Source organism: Mycobacterium sp. GA-1199 (assembly GCF_001500045.1).
In the GTDB taxonomy this organism is placed as follows: Bacteria; Actinomycetota; Actinomycetes; order Mycobacteriales; family Mycobacteriaceae; genus Mycobacterium.
On sequence record NZ_LQIX01000045.1, the window covers coordinates 43,126 to 58,536 of the forward strand.

At 67.0% G+C, this 15,411-nt stretch carries 15 protein-coding genes; 8 read left to right on the forward strand and 7 right to left on the reverse strand.

Annotation, left to right across the window (positions count from 1 at the left end; all coding sequences use genetic code 11):
• Positions 1 to 16: 16 nt before the first annotated feature.
• From AU198_RS19820 to AU198_RS19830, 3 genes are read right to left on the reverse strand one after another with little or no spacing between them, the layout of a single operon-like run.
• Positions 17 to 1,660 (reverse strand): thiolase C-terminal domain-containing protein, encoded by a 1,644-nt coding sequence (locus AU198_RS19820; protein ID WP_064350282.1) that lies wholly within the window; start codon positions 1,658 to 1,660, stop codon positions 17 to 19.
• Positions 1,657 to 1,956, reverse strand: a complete 300-nt coding sequence (locus tag AU198_RS19825; RefSeq protein ID WP_231744734.1) for a ferredoxin — start codon at positions 1,954 to 1,956, stop codon at positions 1,657 to 1,659. Before AU198_RS19825 ends, AU198_RS19820 begins: the two co-directional genes overlap by 4 nt.
• A gap of 8 nt (positions 1,957 to 1,964) precedes the next feature.
• Positions 1,965 to 3,266: an NADH-ubiquinone oxidoreductase-F iron-sulfur binding region domain-containing protein gene (locus AU198_RS19830; protein ID WP_064350284.1), complete on the reverse strand. Its 1,302-nt coding sequence runs from the start codon at positions 3,264 to 3,266 to the stop codon at positions 1,965 to 1,967.
• A gap of 36 nt (positions 3,267 to 3,302) precedes the next feature.
• Between AU198_RS19830 and AU198_RS19835 the strand changes: the two genes are divergently transcribed.
• Positions 3,303 to 3,776, forward strand: a complete 474-nt coding sequence (locus tag AU198_RS19835; RefSeq protein ID WP_064350285.1) for a hypothetical protein — start codon at positions 3,303 to 3,305, stop codon at positions 3,774 to 3,776.
• A gap of 109 nt (positions 3,777 to 3,885) precedes the next feature.
• On the opposite strand, the gene AU198_RS19840 is transcribed toward AU198_RS19835, so the two are convergent.
• The 4 genes from AU198_RS19840 to AU198_RS19855 all read right to left on the reverse strand — a co-directional run bounded on the left by AU198_RS19840 (position 3,886) and on the right by AU198_RS19855 (position 7,563).
• Positions 3,886 to 4,794 carry an alpha/beta fold hydrolase gene (locus tag AU198_RS19840; RefSeq protein WP_064350286.1) on the reverse strand — a complete coding sequence of 303 codons (909 nt, stop codon included), beginning with the start codon at positions 4,792 to 4,794 and terminating at the stop codon, positions 3,886 to 3,888.
• Positions 4,795 to 4,906: 112 nt separating this feature from the next.
• Positions 4,907 to 5,299 carry a Rieske (2Fe-2S) protein gene (locus tag AU198_RS19845; protein WP_064350287.1) on the reverse strand — a complete coding sequence of 131 codons (393 nt, stop codon included), beginning with the start codon at positions 5,297 to 5,299 and terminating at the stop codon, positions 4,907 to 4,909.
• A gap of 1 nt (position 5,300) precedes the next feature.
• Complete coding sequence (locus tag AU198_RS19850; RefSeq protein ID WP_064350288.1) at positions 5,301 to 6,443, reverse strand: amidohydrolase family protein; 1,143 nt, start codon at positions 6,441 to 6,443, stop codon at positions 5,301 to 5,303.
• Positions 6,444 to 6,480: 37 nt separating this feature from the next.
• Entirely contained in the window at positions 6,481 to 7,563 is a 1,083-nt protein-coding gene (locus AU198_RS19855) for an amidohydrolase family protein (protein ID WP_197416170.1), read from the reverse strand.
• Positions 7,564 to 7,846: 283 nt separating this feature from the next.
• On the opposite strand from AU198_RS19855, the gene AU198_RS19860 reads away from it, so the two are divergent.
• The 7 genes from AU198_RS19860 to AU198_RS19890 all read left to right on the forward strand — a co-directional run bounded on the left by AU198_RS19860 (position 7,847) and on the right by AU198_RS19890 (position 15,389).
• Positions 7,847 to 8,839: an acyl-CoA dehydrogenase family protein gene (locus AU198_RS19860; protein ID WP_064350469.1), complete on the forward strand. Its 993-nt coding sequence runs from the start codon at positions 7,847 to 7,849 to the stop codon at positions 8,837 to 8,839.
• Entirely contained in the window at positions 8,839 to 10,014 is a 1,176-nt protein-coding gene (locus AU198_RS19865; protein WP_064350290.1) for an acyl-CoA dehydrogenase family protein, read from the forward strand. The genes AU198_RS19860 and AU198_RS19865 overlap by 1 nt, the downstream gene beginning before the upstream one ends.
• Position 10,015: 1 nt before the next feature.
• Positions 10,016 to 11,242 (forward strand): acetyl-CoA C-acetyltransferase, encoded by a 1,227-nt coding sequence (locus AU198_RS19870; protein ID WP_082691124.1) that lies wholly within the window; start codon positions 10,016 to 10,018, stop codon positions 11,240 to 11,242.
• A 1-nt stretch (position 11,243) separates the two neighbouring features.
• A complete protein-coding gene (locus AU198_RS19875) occupies positions 11,244 to 12,020 on the forward strand; it encodes an enoyl-CoA hydratase/isomerase family protein (protein ID WP_064350291.1) in 777 nt (258 codons plus the stop codon).
• A 21-nt stretch (positions 12,021 to 12,041) separates the two neighbouring features.
• Positions 12,042 to 13,340: an acyl-CoA dehydrogenase family protein gene (locus AU198_RS19880; RefSeq protein WP_064350292.1), complete on the forward strand. Its 1,299-nt coding sequence runs from the start codon at positions 12,042 to 12,044 to the stop codon at positions 13,338 to 13,340.
• A 17-nt stretch (positions 13,341 to 13,357) separates the two neighbouring features.
• Positions 13,358 to 14,134, forward strand: a complete 777-nt coding sequence (locus AU198_RS19885; RefSeq protein WP_064350293.1) for an SDR family NAD(P)-dependent oxidoreductase — start codon at positions 13,358 to 13,360, stop codon at positions 14,132 to 14,134.
• Between the two features lie 127 nt (positions 14,135 to 14,261).
• Positions 14,262 to 15,389, forward strand: a complete 1,128-nt coding sequence (locus AU198_RS19890) for an LLM class flavin-dependent oxidoreductase (protein ID WP_064350294.1) — start codon at positions 14,262 to 14,264, stop codon at positions 15,387 to 15,389.
• Positions 15,390 to 15,411: the final 22 nt, after the last annotated feature.

The following is a 15,411-nucleotide window of genomic DNA, read 5'->3' on the forward strand; positions in this document are numbered from 1 at the left end:
ACGCGGGGGCGGGGGTTCACCCGTCGGTCCGCATCAGGATCGCCCCGCTGGGTGTGAGCCCGCCGCTGCTGACCACCGCGACCTTGGCGTCCTTCACCTGCCGCTCGCCCGCGTCGCCGCGAAGCTGGGTGACCGCTTCGTGGATCAGACCCATCCCGTGGGTGCGGCCGTGCGACAGCTGGCCGCCGTGGGTGTTCAACGGAATCACCCCGTCGCGGGCGATGGCCTTGCCGCCGTCGAGGAAGTCCTTGGCCTCGCCGATACCGCAGAAGCCGAGCGCCTCCAGCCACGACAGGCAATTGAACGAGAAGCCGTCATACAGCTCCGCCACATCGACATCCTTGGGCCGCAACGACGTTCGGGTCCACAAATGGGCGGCCTGACCGAGCACCTGGGGTTCGTGTGTCAGCGTGCTCTGGTCCCAGTCGGTGCGTTCGACGATCTGCGTGCCGACCGCCTCGAACAGCACCGGCTTGTGCGGCATGTCTTCGGCGGCTTCGACGGCGGAGACGATGACGGCGACGGCGCCGTCACAGGGAACGTCGCAGTCGTACAGCCCGAACGGCGTCGTGATCATCCGTGCGTTGAGATAGTCGTCCATCGTCATGGGGTCGCGGTAGATGGCGGTCGGGTTCAGCGCCGCGTTCGCCCGCTGGTTGAGCGCGATCCAGCCGAGTGTCTCGCGCGTGGTGCCGTAGCGCTCGAAGTGGCGCTGGGCGTTGAGCGCGAGCGTGTGGGCGGCCGACATCGCGCCGAAGGGCATCTGCCAGCTCGAGGTTCGCGCGCCGCCCGGCGGTGACGCCTTGCCCTCCTTCATCAGCTGCTGGAACGTCGCCTCCCACAATGTGCGAAAGCACAGCACATGGCGCGCCATACCCGTCGCCACCGCCATCATCGCCGCGATGACCGAGCCGCCGGGCCCGAATGTGTCCATGCCGCCGTTGATCCACACCGGGCGGAGACCGAGAGCGCCCTCGAGCGCGGTGACGCCACCTTCGCCCATGCCCGCGATGTCCAACCCGGGATAGGTCGACAGACCGTCGATGTCGTCGAACGTCAGACCCGCATCGGCGACGGCGGCCTCGCACGCTTCGATGGTCAGCGACAGCGGCGGGACCATCAGTCGCCGACCCAGCCGCGATGCGCCGATTCCGGTGATCGCCGAATGTTCCTCGAACCGTTGGCGACTCAGCGGCTGGCTGACGTGACGGGAGAAGTCCTGGGGCGCGATCTCGTCCTCGGCGGCCGGGCCGCTCTGTCCGTCGCTGCCGGGTTTAAAGACGGGCAGCCACACATCGGCGAGCTGTTGGAACTGCACCTCGACGAGTTGACCGAGTTTCAGGTCGTCGGGGTCGCAGTCAACGATGTTGGTGGTCAGTCGAACTCGGGGATCCTCGACGATCGCCACCTGGGCCACGACGTACGGCGGCGGCAGGTCCGGGAAGCCGAACCGGTGGTTGACGGTGAACGCCGACAGCGTGGCCTTGCCCGAGACGTCGCGGACGCCCATGTTGCGGCTCCGGCAATACCGGCACACCGGTTGGGGCGGATGGGTCAGCGCCGTGCAGTCACGGCACTCCTGGATGCGCAGGACACCGTCGGCGCCGGCGGTCCAGAAGAACTCGTTGAGTACCGTCAGCTCGGGTAGTGGTCTGGTCACCGAACGAATCCCGAGATCGCCTCGTTGTCATCGGTTCTGGGTTCCGGCTCGGGCACCTCGTGCGCCTCCTGATGCACCGCGGTGTCGTCGGAGGGTCGGTGTTCACCCATGTAGATGATCGCGTGCACGGGGCAGTCCAACAGTGCGCGCATCACCGCGTCCCTGTCCTTCTCCGGTACCGTCCCGTCACCGATGAGGGAGGCATAACCCCAGTCGTCCAGGGAGAAATACCCCGGGGCGTGCTTGGCGCAGATCCCGAAGCCGTCGCACAGCGTCCGATCGAGCCGGATTCGCAAGCCGTCACTCATGATTGGGCCACCGCCTCCACTTCGTAAGGCCGCAGGGCGGCGAACGCGTCGGTCCGACAGGCCGTGCAGTCGTTGGCGAGGTGGCGGGCCACCACCTGGGGGAACTGTCGCAGCAGGCTCGCGGCGACGTTGGTGGCGCCGTCGAGGGTGCCGCACGCGCCACGGCCGCGAAGCACGACCGACCAACGTTCCAAGCGGGTGACGTCCTCCTGGGTGGCTACGCCGTCGCGTAGCGCCGACGTCACCGCAGCCATGGCGGCGGTGCCGTTGAAGCAGGATCCGCACTGGCCCGCGTTCTCCCGGTCGAAGTACGACATCACAGCGGCCGCGACGGCGACGGGACAGTCGTCGGTGAGGATCGAGACCGCCCCGCATCCCAGACCGCTGCCGAGTCGGCGAACCGATTCGTGGTCGAGCGTCGCATCGAGGATGTCGGTGTTGACCAGGCCGGCGAAGTAACCGCCCATCAAGACGCCGGTGACCGCATCGTTGGTCAGACCGTGCAGAGCCAGCAGATCGGCGAACGGTGCGCCGTGGGGGATTTCGTACAGCGCGGCGGGTCGACCGCCGCCGGTGATGGTCGCGAGGAAGGTTCCCGGTGACATCGGTGTGCCGACCGACCGGAACTTCTCGGCGCCGTGCTCGTGGATGTAGGGCAGGTTGGCCAGCGTCTCGACGTTGCTGACCATGGTCGGAACCCCGTCAACACCTTCCTCGAAGGGCCGCGGCGGCTTGTCGGTCGGCTTGGCGGGTCCGCCGTTGATGCGCCGGACCGCGGCGGTCTCTTCACCGGCCACGTATCCGGGTTCGACTGTGACGACGCTGATCTCGGTCGCGCCGAATGTCTCCGACGGCACTTCGCCCAGCGCGGCCGTGACCGCGTCCGCGGCGGGCCCGTCGGAGACGTAGACGTAGGCCCGACGGGCGCCTGCGACGGCCGTCGCCAAGCGCAGACCGTCGAGCACGAGATGAGGACGGTTGCGCAGGAGCCAGCGGTCTTTGACCGACGCGGGTTCGCCTTCTTCGCCGTTGGCCACGACGACGGTCTCCGAGCCGCGCTGGTGGGCATTGTGCACGGTGCGCAGTTTGGTGCCGATCGGGAACGCGGCGCCGCCGCGGCCCAGCAGGCCCGATAGATCGACCTGCGTCAGCAGCGCATCGGCGTCGATCAGCGGCCGATATCCGCCCGCTCGGGCGTATTCGGCGTAGTTCTCCGTTCCCGCCTCCGAGGGGCGCAACAGGCGCGGTGCGCAATCCGGCCAGGCGGCAACGGCGAGTTCGGTGGCAGTAGAGGTCATGGCTGGTCCTTCCGGCCCGCGGATAGGCTGACGGACATGAGGACTGCGGTCGTGCGCGTCGGTGTCGACACGGCGGGCGAACTCGGCCCGGCCCAACTCGACGACGGCCTTGTTCGCCTGAGGGATTCGGCGGCTGCGCACGGCATCGAGGTGGTGGCCAACAATCTGGCCGGGTTGCCGCCGAAACGCCGGGAGGTCGAGTTGTTGATCGCCGGCGAGGATCCCGAGCAGCTCCGTCGGGTCGCGCTCGAACTGTGCGGCAACGCATTCGGCACCACTCCGGTGCCCGGCGTGGTGACGTTCATCAGCCGCGGCACCGACGACGATGCGCACGGTGTGCTGGCTGGGCTCGGGCTCTCCGGGGAGATCGAACGGGTACCCGGCGACGACGGATGGGACGTCGTGTACGTGACGTTGCGCAGAGCCGACCTCGACCGCGTGCCCGAGAGCCGGGTGCACACCGCGCTGGAGGCCTCGCTCAACTGCGAGGTCCACATCCGCACTACATGAGCCGACGCCACGAGCGCGCGCTCGTGTACGCGATACGCCGGGGCGGACGGACAAGGATGTGCGTCCCCTACTGATGTGGGGGCCCGCGCGGTTGTGGTGGACTCGGCCATCAACTGTCCAGGAACTTCAGGATCGCGGGTGCCGCCTGCACCCACGTGTCGAACAGGCAGAAGTCCTTTCCGCCACTGGCCGCGAACTTCTCACCGGCCCGCTCCCAGGCATCCTCGGGCCAGGGCGGGTCGATCAGCGTCGAGCCCTTGATCAGGCAGCTGACCTCCAGCGACGTACGCTTCGGATGGTCCCAGTCGTTCTCGCCGCCGCGGATGATCAAGGTCGGTACCGTGATGTTGTCGAACATCTCGTCTTCGACACCGGGAATCGTCTGACCGGGCTTGGGCACGAAGGCGTTGAGCCAGCGCAACATCACCTTCAGGAACTCGTCGACGTCGAGGGCTCTGAACCGATCCTCGTTGCGAGGATTCTCGGCGATGCGCTCCTTCCACTCGGCGACGTGCAGCACGCCGTCGATGCCCGCACCGCGGGCGGCCAGGATGCTCGGCACCACGTAGTGTCCGCCCAGCACGAAGGACCCGTATACGCCGCCGACGATGTTCCACACCACCAGCTTTCGAACGATCTCGGGATACAGCATGGTGGTCAGCATCGAGTCGCGCGCGCCCCCCGATCCGCCGGCGATGATGCACTGCTCGATGCCGAGTCCGGTGATCAGCGCGTGCAGAGTTTCGGCGCGCATGTGTGATTCGCTCTTACCGTAGAACTGCACGTCGGACTTGCCGCAGTTCGGCCGATCCCACAGCAGCACGCGGTAACCGCCCGAGGCCAGCGCCTCCGCCAGTGGCCGTAGACCGGGAATGTCCTTGCTGAACCGGCCGCCGGGCGTCAGCGCGATGAAATCGCCTTCTTTGCCGAGGATTTCGTAGACGACGTCGCCGCCGTTGATCTCCATCGTCTTCTCGCCGGGCTTGAGATCGGGGCCGGCGGACTCCGTCGTGGTCATCGCGAGCCTCCGCGAACGTGCGCAAAGTGCTGATTTTCCGCGGCGTGTCGGGTGCAGACACGCACATCCCCAGCTGACGCGGGGGCCCACGCGGAAATGAGGGGACTCGTGATCATGCCTGTACCAACACCTCGTTGCCGACCACCCGCACGGGGTAGGTCCGAATGCTCCACTCGGGCTTGACCGCCGTGGTGCCGGTGGCCAGTTCGAAACCCCACTGGTGCCACGGGCAGTAGATGTACTCCATATCGCGGACCATCACCGAGTCACCGGGGACGCTCTCATCGACGATCGTGCGGCCGCGGGCGCGCCCGGAACACAGCGGTCCGCCCTCATGCGGACAGTAGTTCGCGATCGCGTAGAACGTGCCGTTGACGTTGTACACACCGACGCCGTGGCGTCCGATCGGCACCAGTTTGTGCTTGCCGGGCGGGATCTCGTCGACCGTGGCGACGACGTGCTCACGCCCCTGGGCCAGCCGGGGCGTCTTCTCCTGTTCGCTCAACTCAGAACACCCGCACCTGGCCCTCGAGGGCTGGAACCGTGTCGGGAAGGTGGTACGTCGCGATGCCGTTGCGGAACATCACCGCTTCGCGGGCGTGCTCGGGCAGATGCTTGACCAGCCAGCGTGGATCGTCGAACGTCCAGTGCGGGTAGTCCGACGAGTAGAGCAGGATCTTCTCGCACTCCATCCACTCGAACGCGCGCGACAACTCCGTCTTGTCCTCGGGGTAGTCCAGCGGCTGGGTGGTGAACTTGATGTGATCCTTGACGTATTCGGACGGTTTGCGCTTGATGTCCAACCACGACTTGCGGGCCTCGTAGATGGCGTCCATTCGCCACATCAGCGGCAGGATCCACGTGAAAGCGTGTTCCACCAACACGATTCGCAGCGTCGGGAACCGGTCGAAGAGCCCGTCGAAGATCATGCTCATCACCTGGTTCGCGGCCAGCAGCGAATAGGTGACCATGAAATCGTGGTTGTAGCTGGGGAATCCGACCGGCGGGATCGGCAACTCCTCGTGGTGGCTGCGCGACAGGTGGCAGCTCACCGTGATGTCGTTGCGGGTCGCGGCCTCCCAGATCGGGTTGTACTTCGGATCACCCCACGCCGGGCGGGGTTCGGCCTTGATCAGGATCTGGCCCATGTAGGGGTGGCCGGCCCAGCGCTCGATCTCGCGAGCCGAATCCTCGGGCGCCTCGATCGCCACGCAGATCGATCCGCGCCACCGCTCGTGCCAGTTGTTCTTGCTGTCGAGCCAGTGATTGGCCTGCCAGTCGTTGAGCGCAACGCTCATCGCATGGTTGACCTCGGGGAACCGCGCCGGATAGGCGGCGGGCTCCAGGATCGCGATGTCGGCGCCCGCCTCCATGATCAGCTGCTTGAACGCCAGCTCGGGGTCACTGCCCGCGAAGTTGCCGTCCGACGGGAAGGTGTCGACCCGCATCGCGTACGCGTGGGCGTAGTCGGGTGCGTCGTAGTAGATCTGGTCGCCGATCCGCCGCGTCAGGAAGTACTTGCTGCGCCACGGCTCCGGGATGTAGGGCGTCAGCTCACCCGCTCTCGGGGTTGGATGAACGTCGGAGTCGACGCAGCGCACCGCGACGCGCTCCGCGGCGGGCTTGCGCTCTGTCACTGTCACCGTCATCGTGGCTCCCTGCCTTTCAACTGCGTCCCACGCCCTATCACTGTGCGCCCACTGCGGCTCCGACGTCTATGCCGTAGAGCTCGGCGGCATTGCGCCAGCACAGTTTGTCGCGCTGCTCGTCGGAGTACGCCGAGGGCACCGTCAGGTCGTTGAGCTGCCAGTGCGGATAGCTCGACCCGTACATCACCATGTCGTCCTTGCCGGTGAAGCTCAACCATTCGCCGGCGTACTCCACATCGCCGGGCCCGTCCATCGCGCCCTGCACGAAGTAGGTGTGGCCGGGCAGGTAATCGCTGGGCATCCGCGGCGCCCACGGGGTCTGCTCCAGGTGTGGGCGCCCGAAGCAGTCCATCCGCCAGATGAACGGCGTCAACAGGTCCGCCGCCCCGTCGGCCCAGACGAATTTCAGCGTGGGCATCCTTTCGAATACCCCTTCGACGATGAGATTCATCAGGTGGTACAGGTAGTTCAGCGCCATGAAGCTGACGTAGTTCTCGTAGGTCCTGGGCACACCGGACGGCGTCGGCGCGTACTGGACGCCCGCTCCCACTTCGATGTGCACCGCGACGGGCAAATTCGCCTCGTTGGCGGCCTCCCACAGCGGCCAGTACTGCGGCTTGCCGTACAGCTCGCGGGACTGCAGGGGCACGCCGACCTGCACCACCCGGGGATGGTCGGCGTATTTGGCGATCTCGCGCAGTGAACCGGTGACGTCGTCGGGGTTGATCCGGATGGTGCCGCGGAACTTCTCGGCGTACGGGTTGTCCTCGAGCCAGCGGCTGACCATCATTTCGTTGTGCCCTGCCGCGATCGCGGTGCCCAGATGCCGGTCGGGCATGATGCCGCGGGTCATCGGGTGAAGGATCGCGATGTCGACGCCGCGCTCGTCGAACAGCTGCTGCCCGACGAACTCGGGGTCTGAGCCCGGGTAGCGGCGCTCGCCCTCGGTGCCGGGGGCGTATTCGCCGCCGGGAGCGCCGTACCAGTCCATCTCGTAGTCGGGGAACCCGCGGCTCTTGAAGGGCTCGCGAAGGAAGCTCCGGAAGTCCTTGTTCGACTTGCTGAAGATGTGCACGCTGGCGTCGATGACGGGAGTTCGCGTCCCGTCCGGGTTCTGCATCACCAAGGCTGTTCCTCCGATGTCATCCGGCCCGTCGGCAGGCGCAGAAGAGCGCTGCGCGAGCGCCGAACACCTCCCAGTGTAAAGCGTTGTTCTTCAATCGCAAGAATCCAGTTCTCTACAAAACGCTTACTTTTGCGCAGGTCAGGGTGTCTGCTGGTCAACTGCATGACACGCGGCATGTGAAACGTGGTAGTCACGTCGGGAGAACGGTTACGCCTCGATTGGAGAATGTTATTCTCGCAGCGACGCGTTGCCCATCTTCGAGGCCTCGGGAGGCTTGGTGTTACTGGAGTTCGACGCCGATCAGCGGCTCTGGCAGGAGACCGTGCGCGACGCGGTGACCAAGCAGTGCCCGGCCTCGCTGATCCGCGGTATCGCCGAGAACGGGGTGGACCCGTCGCCCCTGTGGAAGACCTACGTCGACGCCGGCTGGACCGAACTGGCCGACGCCGAGAACGCGGTGGAACTCGCCATCGTGCTCGAGGAGTTGGGTCGCGCCACCGATCCCACGCCGTTTCTCGCGACGCTGACGCAATTCGCGCCGTTGGTCGGCGACCGTTTCGACCCCCAGCAGGCCGGCACGGCGGTGTACGACGGTGTGGCCGCCTACCGGGTGGCCGAGGGGTGGGTGCTCGACGGCACCGCTCACCACGTGCTCGACGGTGACCGCGCCGAACGCTTCGCCGTCGTGACCGACGCAGGTGTCTTCGTCGTCGACGCGGATCAGGTCACGTCGAGGCGCAGTCCCGTCTTCGACCCGGTGCTGCATGTCGCCGAGGTGTCGTTCGCCGACGTACGCGTGCCGGACACGGCGCGGGTGCCCGCAGACGCCGAACGGGCCCGCCACGTCGCGCTGACCGGTATGGCGATCACCACGGTCGGTGCCTGCCAACGCATCCTGGACCTGGTGTTGGAGCACGTCAAACAGCGCCAGCAGTTCGGCGTCGCGATCGGTTCCTTCCAGGCGGTGCAGCACAAGGCCGTCGACATGCACGTCGCCATCGAACGCGCCAGGGCCCTGGCCTATTTCGCCGCGCTGACCATCGCCGAAGACGATTCGCGGCGACGTCTGGCCGCCGCCATGGCCAAGGCGTCGGCGGGGGAGGCGCAGGCGGTGGTGTTCCGGCACGGGCTGCAGCTGTTCGGCGCCATGGGATTCACGTGGGAGAACGACCTTCAATTCGCGCTGAAGCGGGCGAAAGCCGGCGAGCTTCTGCTCGGTGGTGCCGCCGAGCATCGCGCGGTGATCGCGGCGGAGTACAGGACCAACTGATGCAGCTGACTTTCGATTCCGAGGTCGAGCAGTTCCGCGCGGAGTTCGCGGCGTTTCTCGACGAGCATCTGCCGCCCGAGTCGCAGACCCTGGAGCGGCCGAAGTCGGTGTCGCACATGCCGCAGTGGGCCCGCGACTGGCAGCGCCTGCTGTTCGACAACGGCTGGCTTCTTCCTGCGCAACCGCCCGAGTTCGGTGGCCGCAATGCGACCGTGGTGCAGCAGTTCGTCCACCTCGACGAGCTCTGCCGGCGGCGGATCTACCACAGCTTCAATCCCCAGGGCGTCAACATCGTTGCCGCATCGCTGATCACGTTCGGCTCCGATGAGCAGAAGCACCGCTGGGCGGTGCCGGTGCTGAAGGCCGAGATGACCGCGTCGCTGGGCATGAGTGAGCCCAGCGCCGGTTCGGATTTGGCGTCGCTGCGCACCCGAGCGGTCGCCGACGGCGACCATTTCGTCGTCAACGGTCAGAAGGTCTGGACGTCGGGGGCGCACGACGCCGACTTCCTGTTGACGTTCGTTCGCACCGATCCCGACGCGCCCAAGCACAAGGGCATCAGCGCGCTGATCATTCCGACCGACACACCCGGTGTCGTGTGTCGTCCGTTCGCCGACATGACCGGTGAGGACAACCTCGAGTTCAACGAGGTGTTCTTCACCGACGCGCGCGTACCCGCCGAGAACCTCGTCGGCCCGCTCAACGGCGGCTGGGGCGTCGCGAACGGCTCGCTCGGCCATGAGCGCACGATGATGTGGCTGGGCTTCGCCGACCGCATCGACAACATGATCGCCGACTTCCGGCCCCGCACCGAACTCGAACGTGACCAATACGCAACGACGATCATGGATTATCAGGCGTTGCGGGCGATGGGCTCGGCGGCGTTGGCGCGGGCCGCGCGCGGAGAGATGGACACCGCCTCGGTGTCGGTGCTCAAACTGTTCGGATCCGAAGCCGAACGTCAGGCCATGGAGAACGCGTTGGCCGCCGCCGGCGCCGACGGGTTGATCCACCCGTCGACCTCGGGACCGTACGAGCACATGAATCTCGATCACTACTTCGCGAGCTGGTTCGAGCGTTATGCGCGCAGCTTCGGCGGCACCATCGCCGGTGGCACGTCGGAGATCCAGCGCAACATCATCGCCACGCAGGTCCTCGGGCTGCCGCGGCGCTGACATGGACGCCTGGATCGTCGACGCGGTACGCACACCGAGGGGTCGTGGCCGGGCAGACGGCGCCCTGCACGGGATCCACCCGCAGGCGCTGTTCGCCCAGTGCCTGCAAGCATTGTGTGCCAGAACGGGTTTCGATCCAGTCGATGTCGACGACGTGGTCGCAGGCAACGGGATCCTCGCCGGCGAGCACGGCGACGACATCGCGCGTCTTTCCGCGCTGCTCGCCGGCTGGCCGGAAACCGTGCCGGGCATGACGCTCAACCGGTTCTGCGGTTCGGGGCAGCAGGCGATCACGGTCGCGGCGACCGGCGTGGCGGCCGGGGCGCAGGATCTGGTGGTCGCCGGCGGTGTCGAGTCGATGTCGCGGTGGAACGCCAGCGTCGGGGTGCCGACGATCGACGGCGACAACCCCGCGTTCCGTCAACTGCATCCCACGGTGCCGCAGGGTATTTCGGCGGACCTGATCGCCTCGCTGGAGAAGTTCGCTCGCGAGGACGTCGACGCGTACGCCGTGGAGAGCCAACGGCGCGCCACCGACGCGATTGCCGAGGGCCGCTTCGATCGTTCGGTCATCGCGGTGACCGATGCCGCCGGTGAGGTCGTCCTCGATCGTGACGAACATCCCCGGCCCGGCACGACTTCCGAGAAGCTGGCCAAGTTGCCGCCGGCCTTCGAAAAGATGGGCTCGGCGCGCGTCGAGGGTGAATCCGCCACATTCGACGAGATCTGCCTCGCCCGGTATCCGGAGTTGACCGCCGTCGACCATGTCCACCATGCGGGCAACTCGTCGGGTGTGGTCGACGGCGCCGCCGCGGCCGTTGTCGCGTCGCGGCGATGGCTCGACGCCAATGGCCTTGCCGCGCGGGCGAAGATCCGGTGCACCGCGGCGATCGGCAGCGAGCCGGTCATCATGCTCACCGCGCCGGGACCCGCCGCGCAGCGGTGCCTGGACAAGGCCGGGATGGCCGTGGCCGACATCGATCTGTGGGAGATCAACGAGGCGTTCGCGGCCGTACCCTTGAAGACCATCCGCGACCTCGAGCTCGATCCGGACCGGGTCAACGTCAACGGCGGGGCGATCGCGCTCGGCCACCCGATCGGGGCGACGGGTGCCATGCTCATCGGCACGGTGCTCGACGAGCTCGAACGCCGCGACCTGGCCACCGGCCTGGTCACGATGTGTACCGGCGGCGGAATGGGCACGGCCACCATCATCGAGCGGGTCTGACATGACCGAGACGTTGATCGTCGACCGGGACCGCCCGGGCGTCGTTGTCCTGCAACTGAACCGGCCCAAGCAGCTCAACGCGATCAACGAGGTCATGCGCGACGAACTGTCGCACACCTTTGCCGAGATCGGCGTGGACACCTCGGTCAATGTCGTCGTGCTGACCGGTGCCGGGCGTGGGTTCTGTGCCGGGATCGACGTACGCAACTTCGGGTCGCCCATGGAGGCGTCGGCCCCGGCGATCGAACGGATGCGCTTTCAGGAGGCGATGGCGGCGTTGCCGCAGGCGATTCGGGCGCTGCCGCAGCCGGTCGTCGCCGCCGTGAACGGGCCGTGCGTCGGCGCCGGGCTCGCGCTGTGCCTGGCTTCTGACATCCGGATCTGTTCGACGGCCGCGACTTTCGGCAACGCCGCGATCCTGCTGGGCCTGTCGGGCGCCGAGATGGGCATGAGCTATCACCTGCCCAGGATCGTGGGCACCAGCGTCGCAGCGGACTGGATGTTGACCGGTCGCACGGTCAGCGCCGAGGAGGCCGACCGCCGCGGGCTGGTCAGCGAGGTCGTCGCGCCGGAGCGGTTGACCGAACGCGCGCTGGAGATCGCGGCGACGATCGCCGACCTCTCCCCGCTGGGTGTGCAGTTGACGAAGCGGGCGCTGCAGACCAATACCGACGCCTCCGGACTCGACGCCGCGATGGAACTGGAGAACCGCAATCAGGTGCTCAGCCACGCCACCGAAGAGGCCGCGCAACGACGGCGGAAGTGGTCGGATAGCTGAAAGCGGACGGAAGGACGGACAGTGGCCTGGGATTTCTCGACCGACCCCGAGTGGGCCGAACAGCTGGCGTGGGTGGAGGACTTCGTCCGCAACGAATGCGAACCCATCGATCTGATCGTCAAGGAGTCGCACGATCTCAACGATCCGGTGCGCCAGGCACTGATTCCGCCGCTGCAGCAGATCGTCAAGGAACGCGGGCTGTGGGCCACCCATTTGGGCGCGCACCTCGGGGGTCCGGGCTACGGCCAGGTCAAGTTGGCGCTGCTCAACGAAATCCTCGGCCGGTCCGAATGTGCGCCGATCGTGTTCGGTTCGCAGGCACCGGATTCCGGTAACAGCGAGATCCTCGCCCACTACGGCACACCCGAACTCAAGCAGCGGTATCTCGAGCCGCTGCTGGACAACCGGATCGTGTCGTGCTTCTCGATGACCGAACCCCACGGCGGCGCCGATCCGAAGGTGTTCACCACCACCGCCACCCGCGACGGGGACCACTGGGTCATCAACGGCGAGAAGTGGTACTCGTCGTTCGCGTCGATGGCGTCGTTCATCATCGTGATGGCGATGACCGACCCCGACGCGCCGCCGTACCAACGCTATTCGATGTTCGTCGTACCCGGTGACACGCCCGGCATCAACGTGCTGCGCGACGTCGGCCTGGGCTACCAACCCCTCGGCGGCGGTGGACGGGAGGGATACGTCCGCTACGAGAACGTCCGCGTACCCGACGATCACATGCTCGGTCCCCGTGGCGGAGCCTTCGTGGTGGCCCAGACCAGGCTCGGCGGCGGGCGGATTCACCACGCCATGCGGACCGTCGGTCTGGTGCGGCGAATCTTCGACATGCTCACCGAACGGGCAGTCTCGCGCTACACCCAGGGTTCGATGTTGGCCGACAAGCAGATGGTTCAGGAGATGATCGCGGACTCCTGGATGGAGATCGAGGCGTTCCGGCTGATGACCTTGCATACCGCGTGGAAGATCGACCAGTACAACGACTACAAGGCGGTGCGCGCGGACATCTCGGCGGTCAAGGCGATGATGCAGAAAGTGCTGCACGATGTTTCGGCGCGGGCGCTGCAGCTGCACGGGTCGCTCGGCACCTCCCACGAGATGCCGTTCGTGCAGTACCTGACGGAGTCGTTCGTGCTCGGGCTGGCCGACGGCCCGACCGAGGTGCACAAGGTGACGCTGGCGCGGCTGCTGCTCAAGGACGTCAAGCCGGCGCCGGACGTGTTCCCCTCCGAACACCTGCTGCGGCTACGCGAAGCCGCCGAAGCCAAATTCGCCGACAAACTCGCGGGCATTCCGCGAGGCTGACGCCAGGAGGTCCCACAGTGTCGTGTGACGGCAAAATCGCGCTGGTGACCGGCTGCAGCCGGGGGCTCGGCAAGGCCATCGCGCAGCGACTGGCGCGCGAGGGCGCGACGGTGGCGCTGACCGCGCGCACGCTCGAGCCCGACCCGAAATACCAAGGCTCCCTGCGACAAACTCTCGGGGAGATCGAAGCCGCGGGCGGATCGGCCATCGCGGTGGCGGCGGATCTGTCCGACAGCGAGCAGCGTGCCCGGTTGTTCGCCGAGGTGGTCGACAGGATCGGTGCGCCCGACATCCTGGTCAACAATGCCGCCGTCACGTTTCTGCGGCCCCTCGACGAATTCCCCGAGCGACGGGTCCGGCTGATGGTGGAGATGCACGTCATGGCGCCATTGCATCTGACTCAGATGGCGATCCCGGCGATGCGCGAGCGCGGACGCGGCTGGGTGCTGAACGTGACCTCGGTCGGCGGGGATCTGCCCGAGGGCCCGCCCTTCTCGGAGTTCGACCGCACCGCCGGTTTCGGTGTGTACGGCACCGTCAAGGCGGCGCTGAATCGGCTGACGAAAAGCCTTGCGGCCGAACTGTACGACGACGGTATCGCCGTCAACGCCGCCGCTCCCACCAATCCGGTCGCCACCGAGGGCGCCGGCGCGCTCGACCTGGCCAAGAGCGACACCGAAGACATCTCGCTGATCACCGAGACCGCTTACCGTCTGTGCACCGGCGATCCGAAGACGTTGACCGGTCGCATCGCGCACACCCAGTCGTTCCTGGGTGAGACGGACCGGTCGTGATGCGCGACGGTCCGGACATGACGCGCGACGGGCCGGACATGACGCGCGAGTGTGGGATTGTGTCACGCCATCCGGCGGTTCCATGTGACGGTAACCCACGTTCGGCGCACGAGGGAGGGGGCGGCGAGTGAGGGTTCGGCCCGCCGCGTACCTGCGGACCACGCTGCCCCTGGATCTGTCGGTGCTCGACGACCTCGACAGCGGCCGCTACCACTCGATCTGGATGCCCGATCACATGGTCAGCTTCTGGCCCGACTCGATCTGGACGCCCGAATTCACCGACCTGGCAACGGCTTCGCCGTCACCGCACCGCCACCTGGACGGTATGGCGGTCGCGTCGGCCGCCGCGGTGCTGACGACGAACGTGCCGCTGGTGACCAGTGTCGTCGACACCGTGCGCCGGCACCCGTCGCTGTTGGCGCAGAGCGCGCTGACGATCGACCACCTGGCCAGGGGGCGCTTCGTCCTGGGCCTGGGCAGCGGGGAGACCGAGAACACCGTGCCGTACGGCTTCGACTTCACGACGCCGGTCAGTCGCTTCGAAGAGGCGCTGCAGGTGATCCGGCTGTTGTGGGACAGCGACGGCCCGGTCGATTTCGACGGCCGGTTCTATCGGCTGCGCCACGCCCGCCTCGACACCGAACCCTACGAGGGCCGCTTCCCGTCGATCTGGATCGGCGGCAGCGGTCCGCGCACGCTAGACATCGTGGGCCGCTACGCCGACGGATGGTGGCCGACCGGTGCGTGGTCGCCGGACGACTATGCCGAAAAGCTCTCCGCTGTCCGCCGTTCCGCCGACAAGGCCGGACGCGACCCGTTAGCGATCACGCCGTGTTTCATCCAGGTGTGCCTGGTGGGCCGCGACGACGCCGCGCTGGCCGAGATCCTCGAGGCGCCCCTGGTGAAGTCGTTCCTACTGCAGGTGTCGGCAGACGTGCTGCGCAAGGTGGGCTTCGAGCATCCGATGGGGGAGAACTGGCGCGGATACCAGGACATCGACCCGGCGGTGCTCACCCGCGAGCGCATCGTCGACTTCCTGGATCGGGTCGAACCGGAGATGATCCTGGCGATGGTCCCGCACGGTACGCCCAAACAACTCGCCGGCGTCATCAAGGACTACGTCGACGCCGGACTGCGGGTGCCCAAGATCATGGACTACGGCGCCATGGCCGGCCTGCGGTACACCGCCCAGTCGGCGAAGAACGTGCGGGAAGTCGAGGACGAACTGATGACACTGTGCGGAGACATCCGGTGACCGCGCGGTTGGCCGCAGAGGA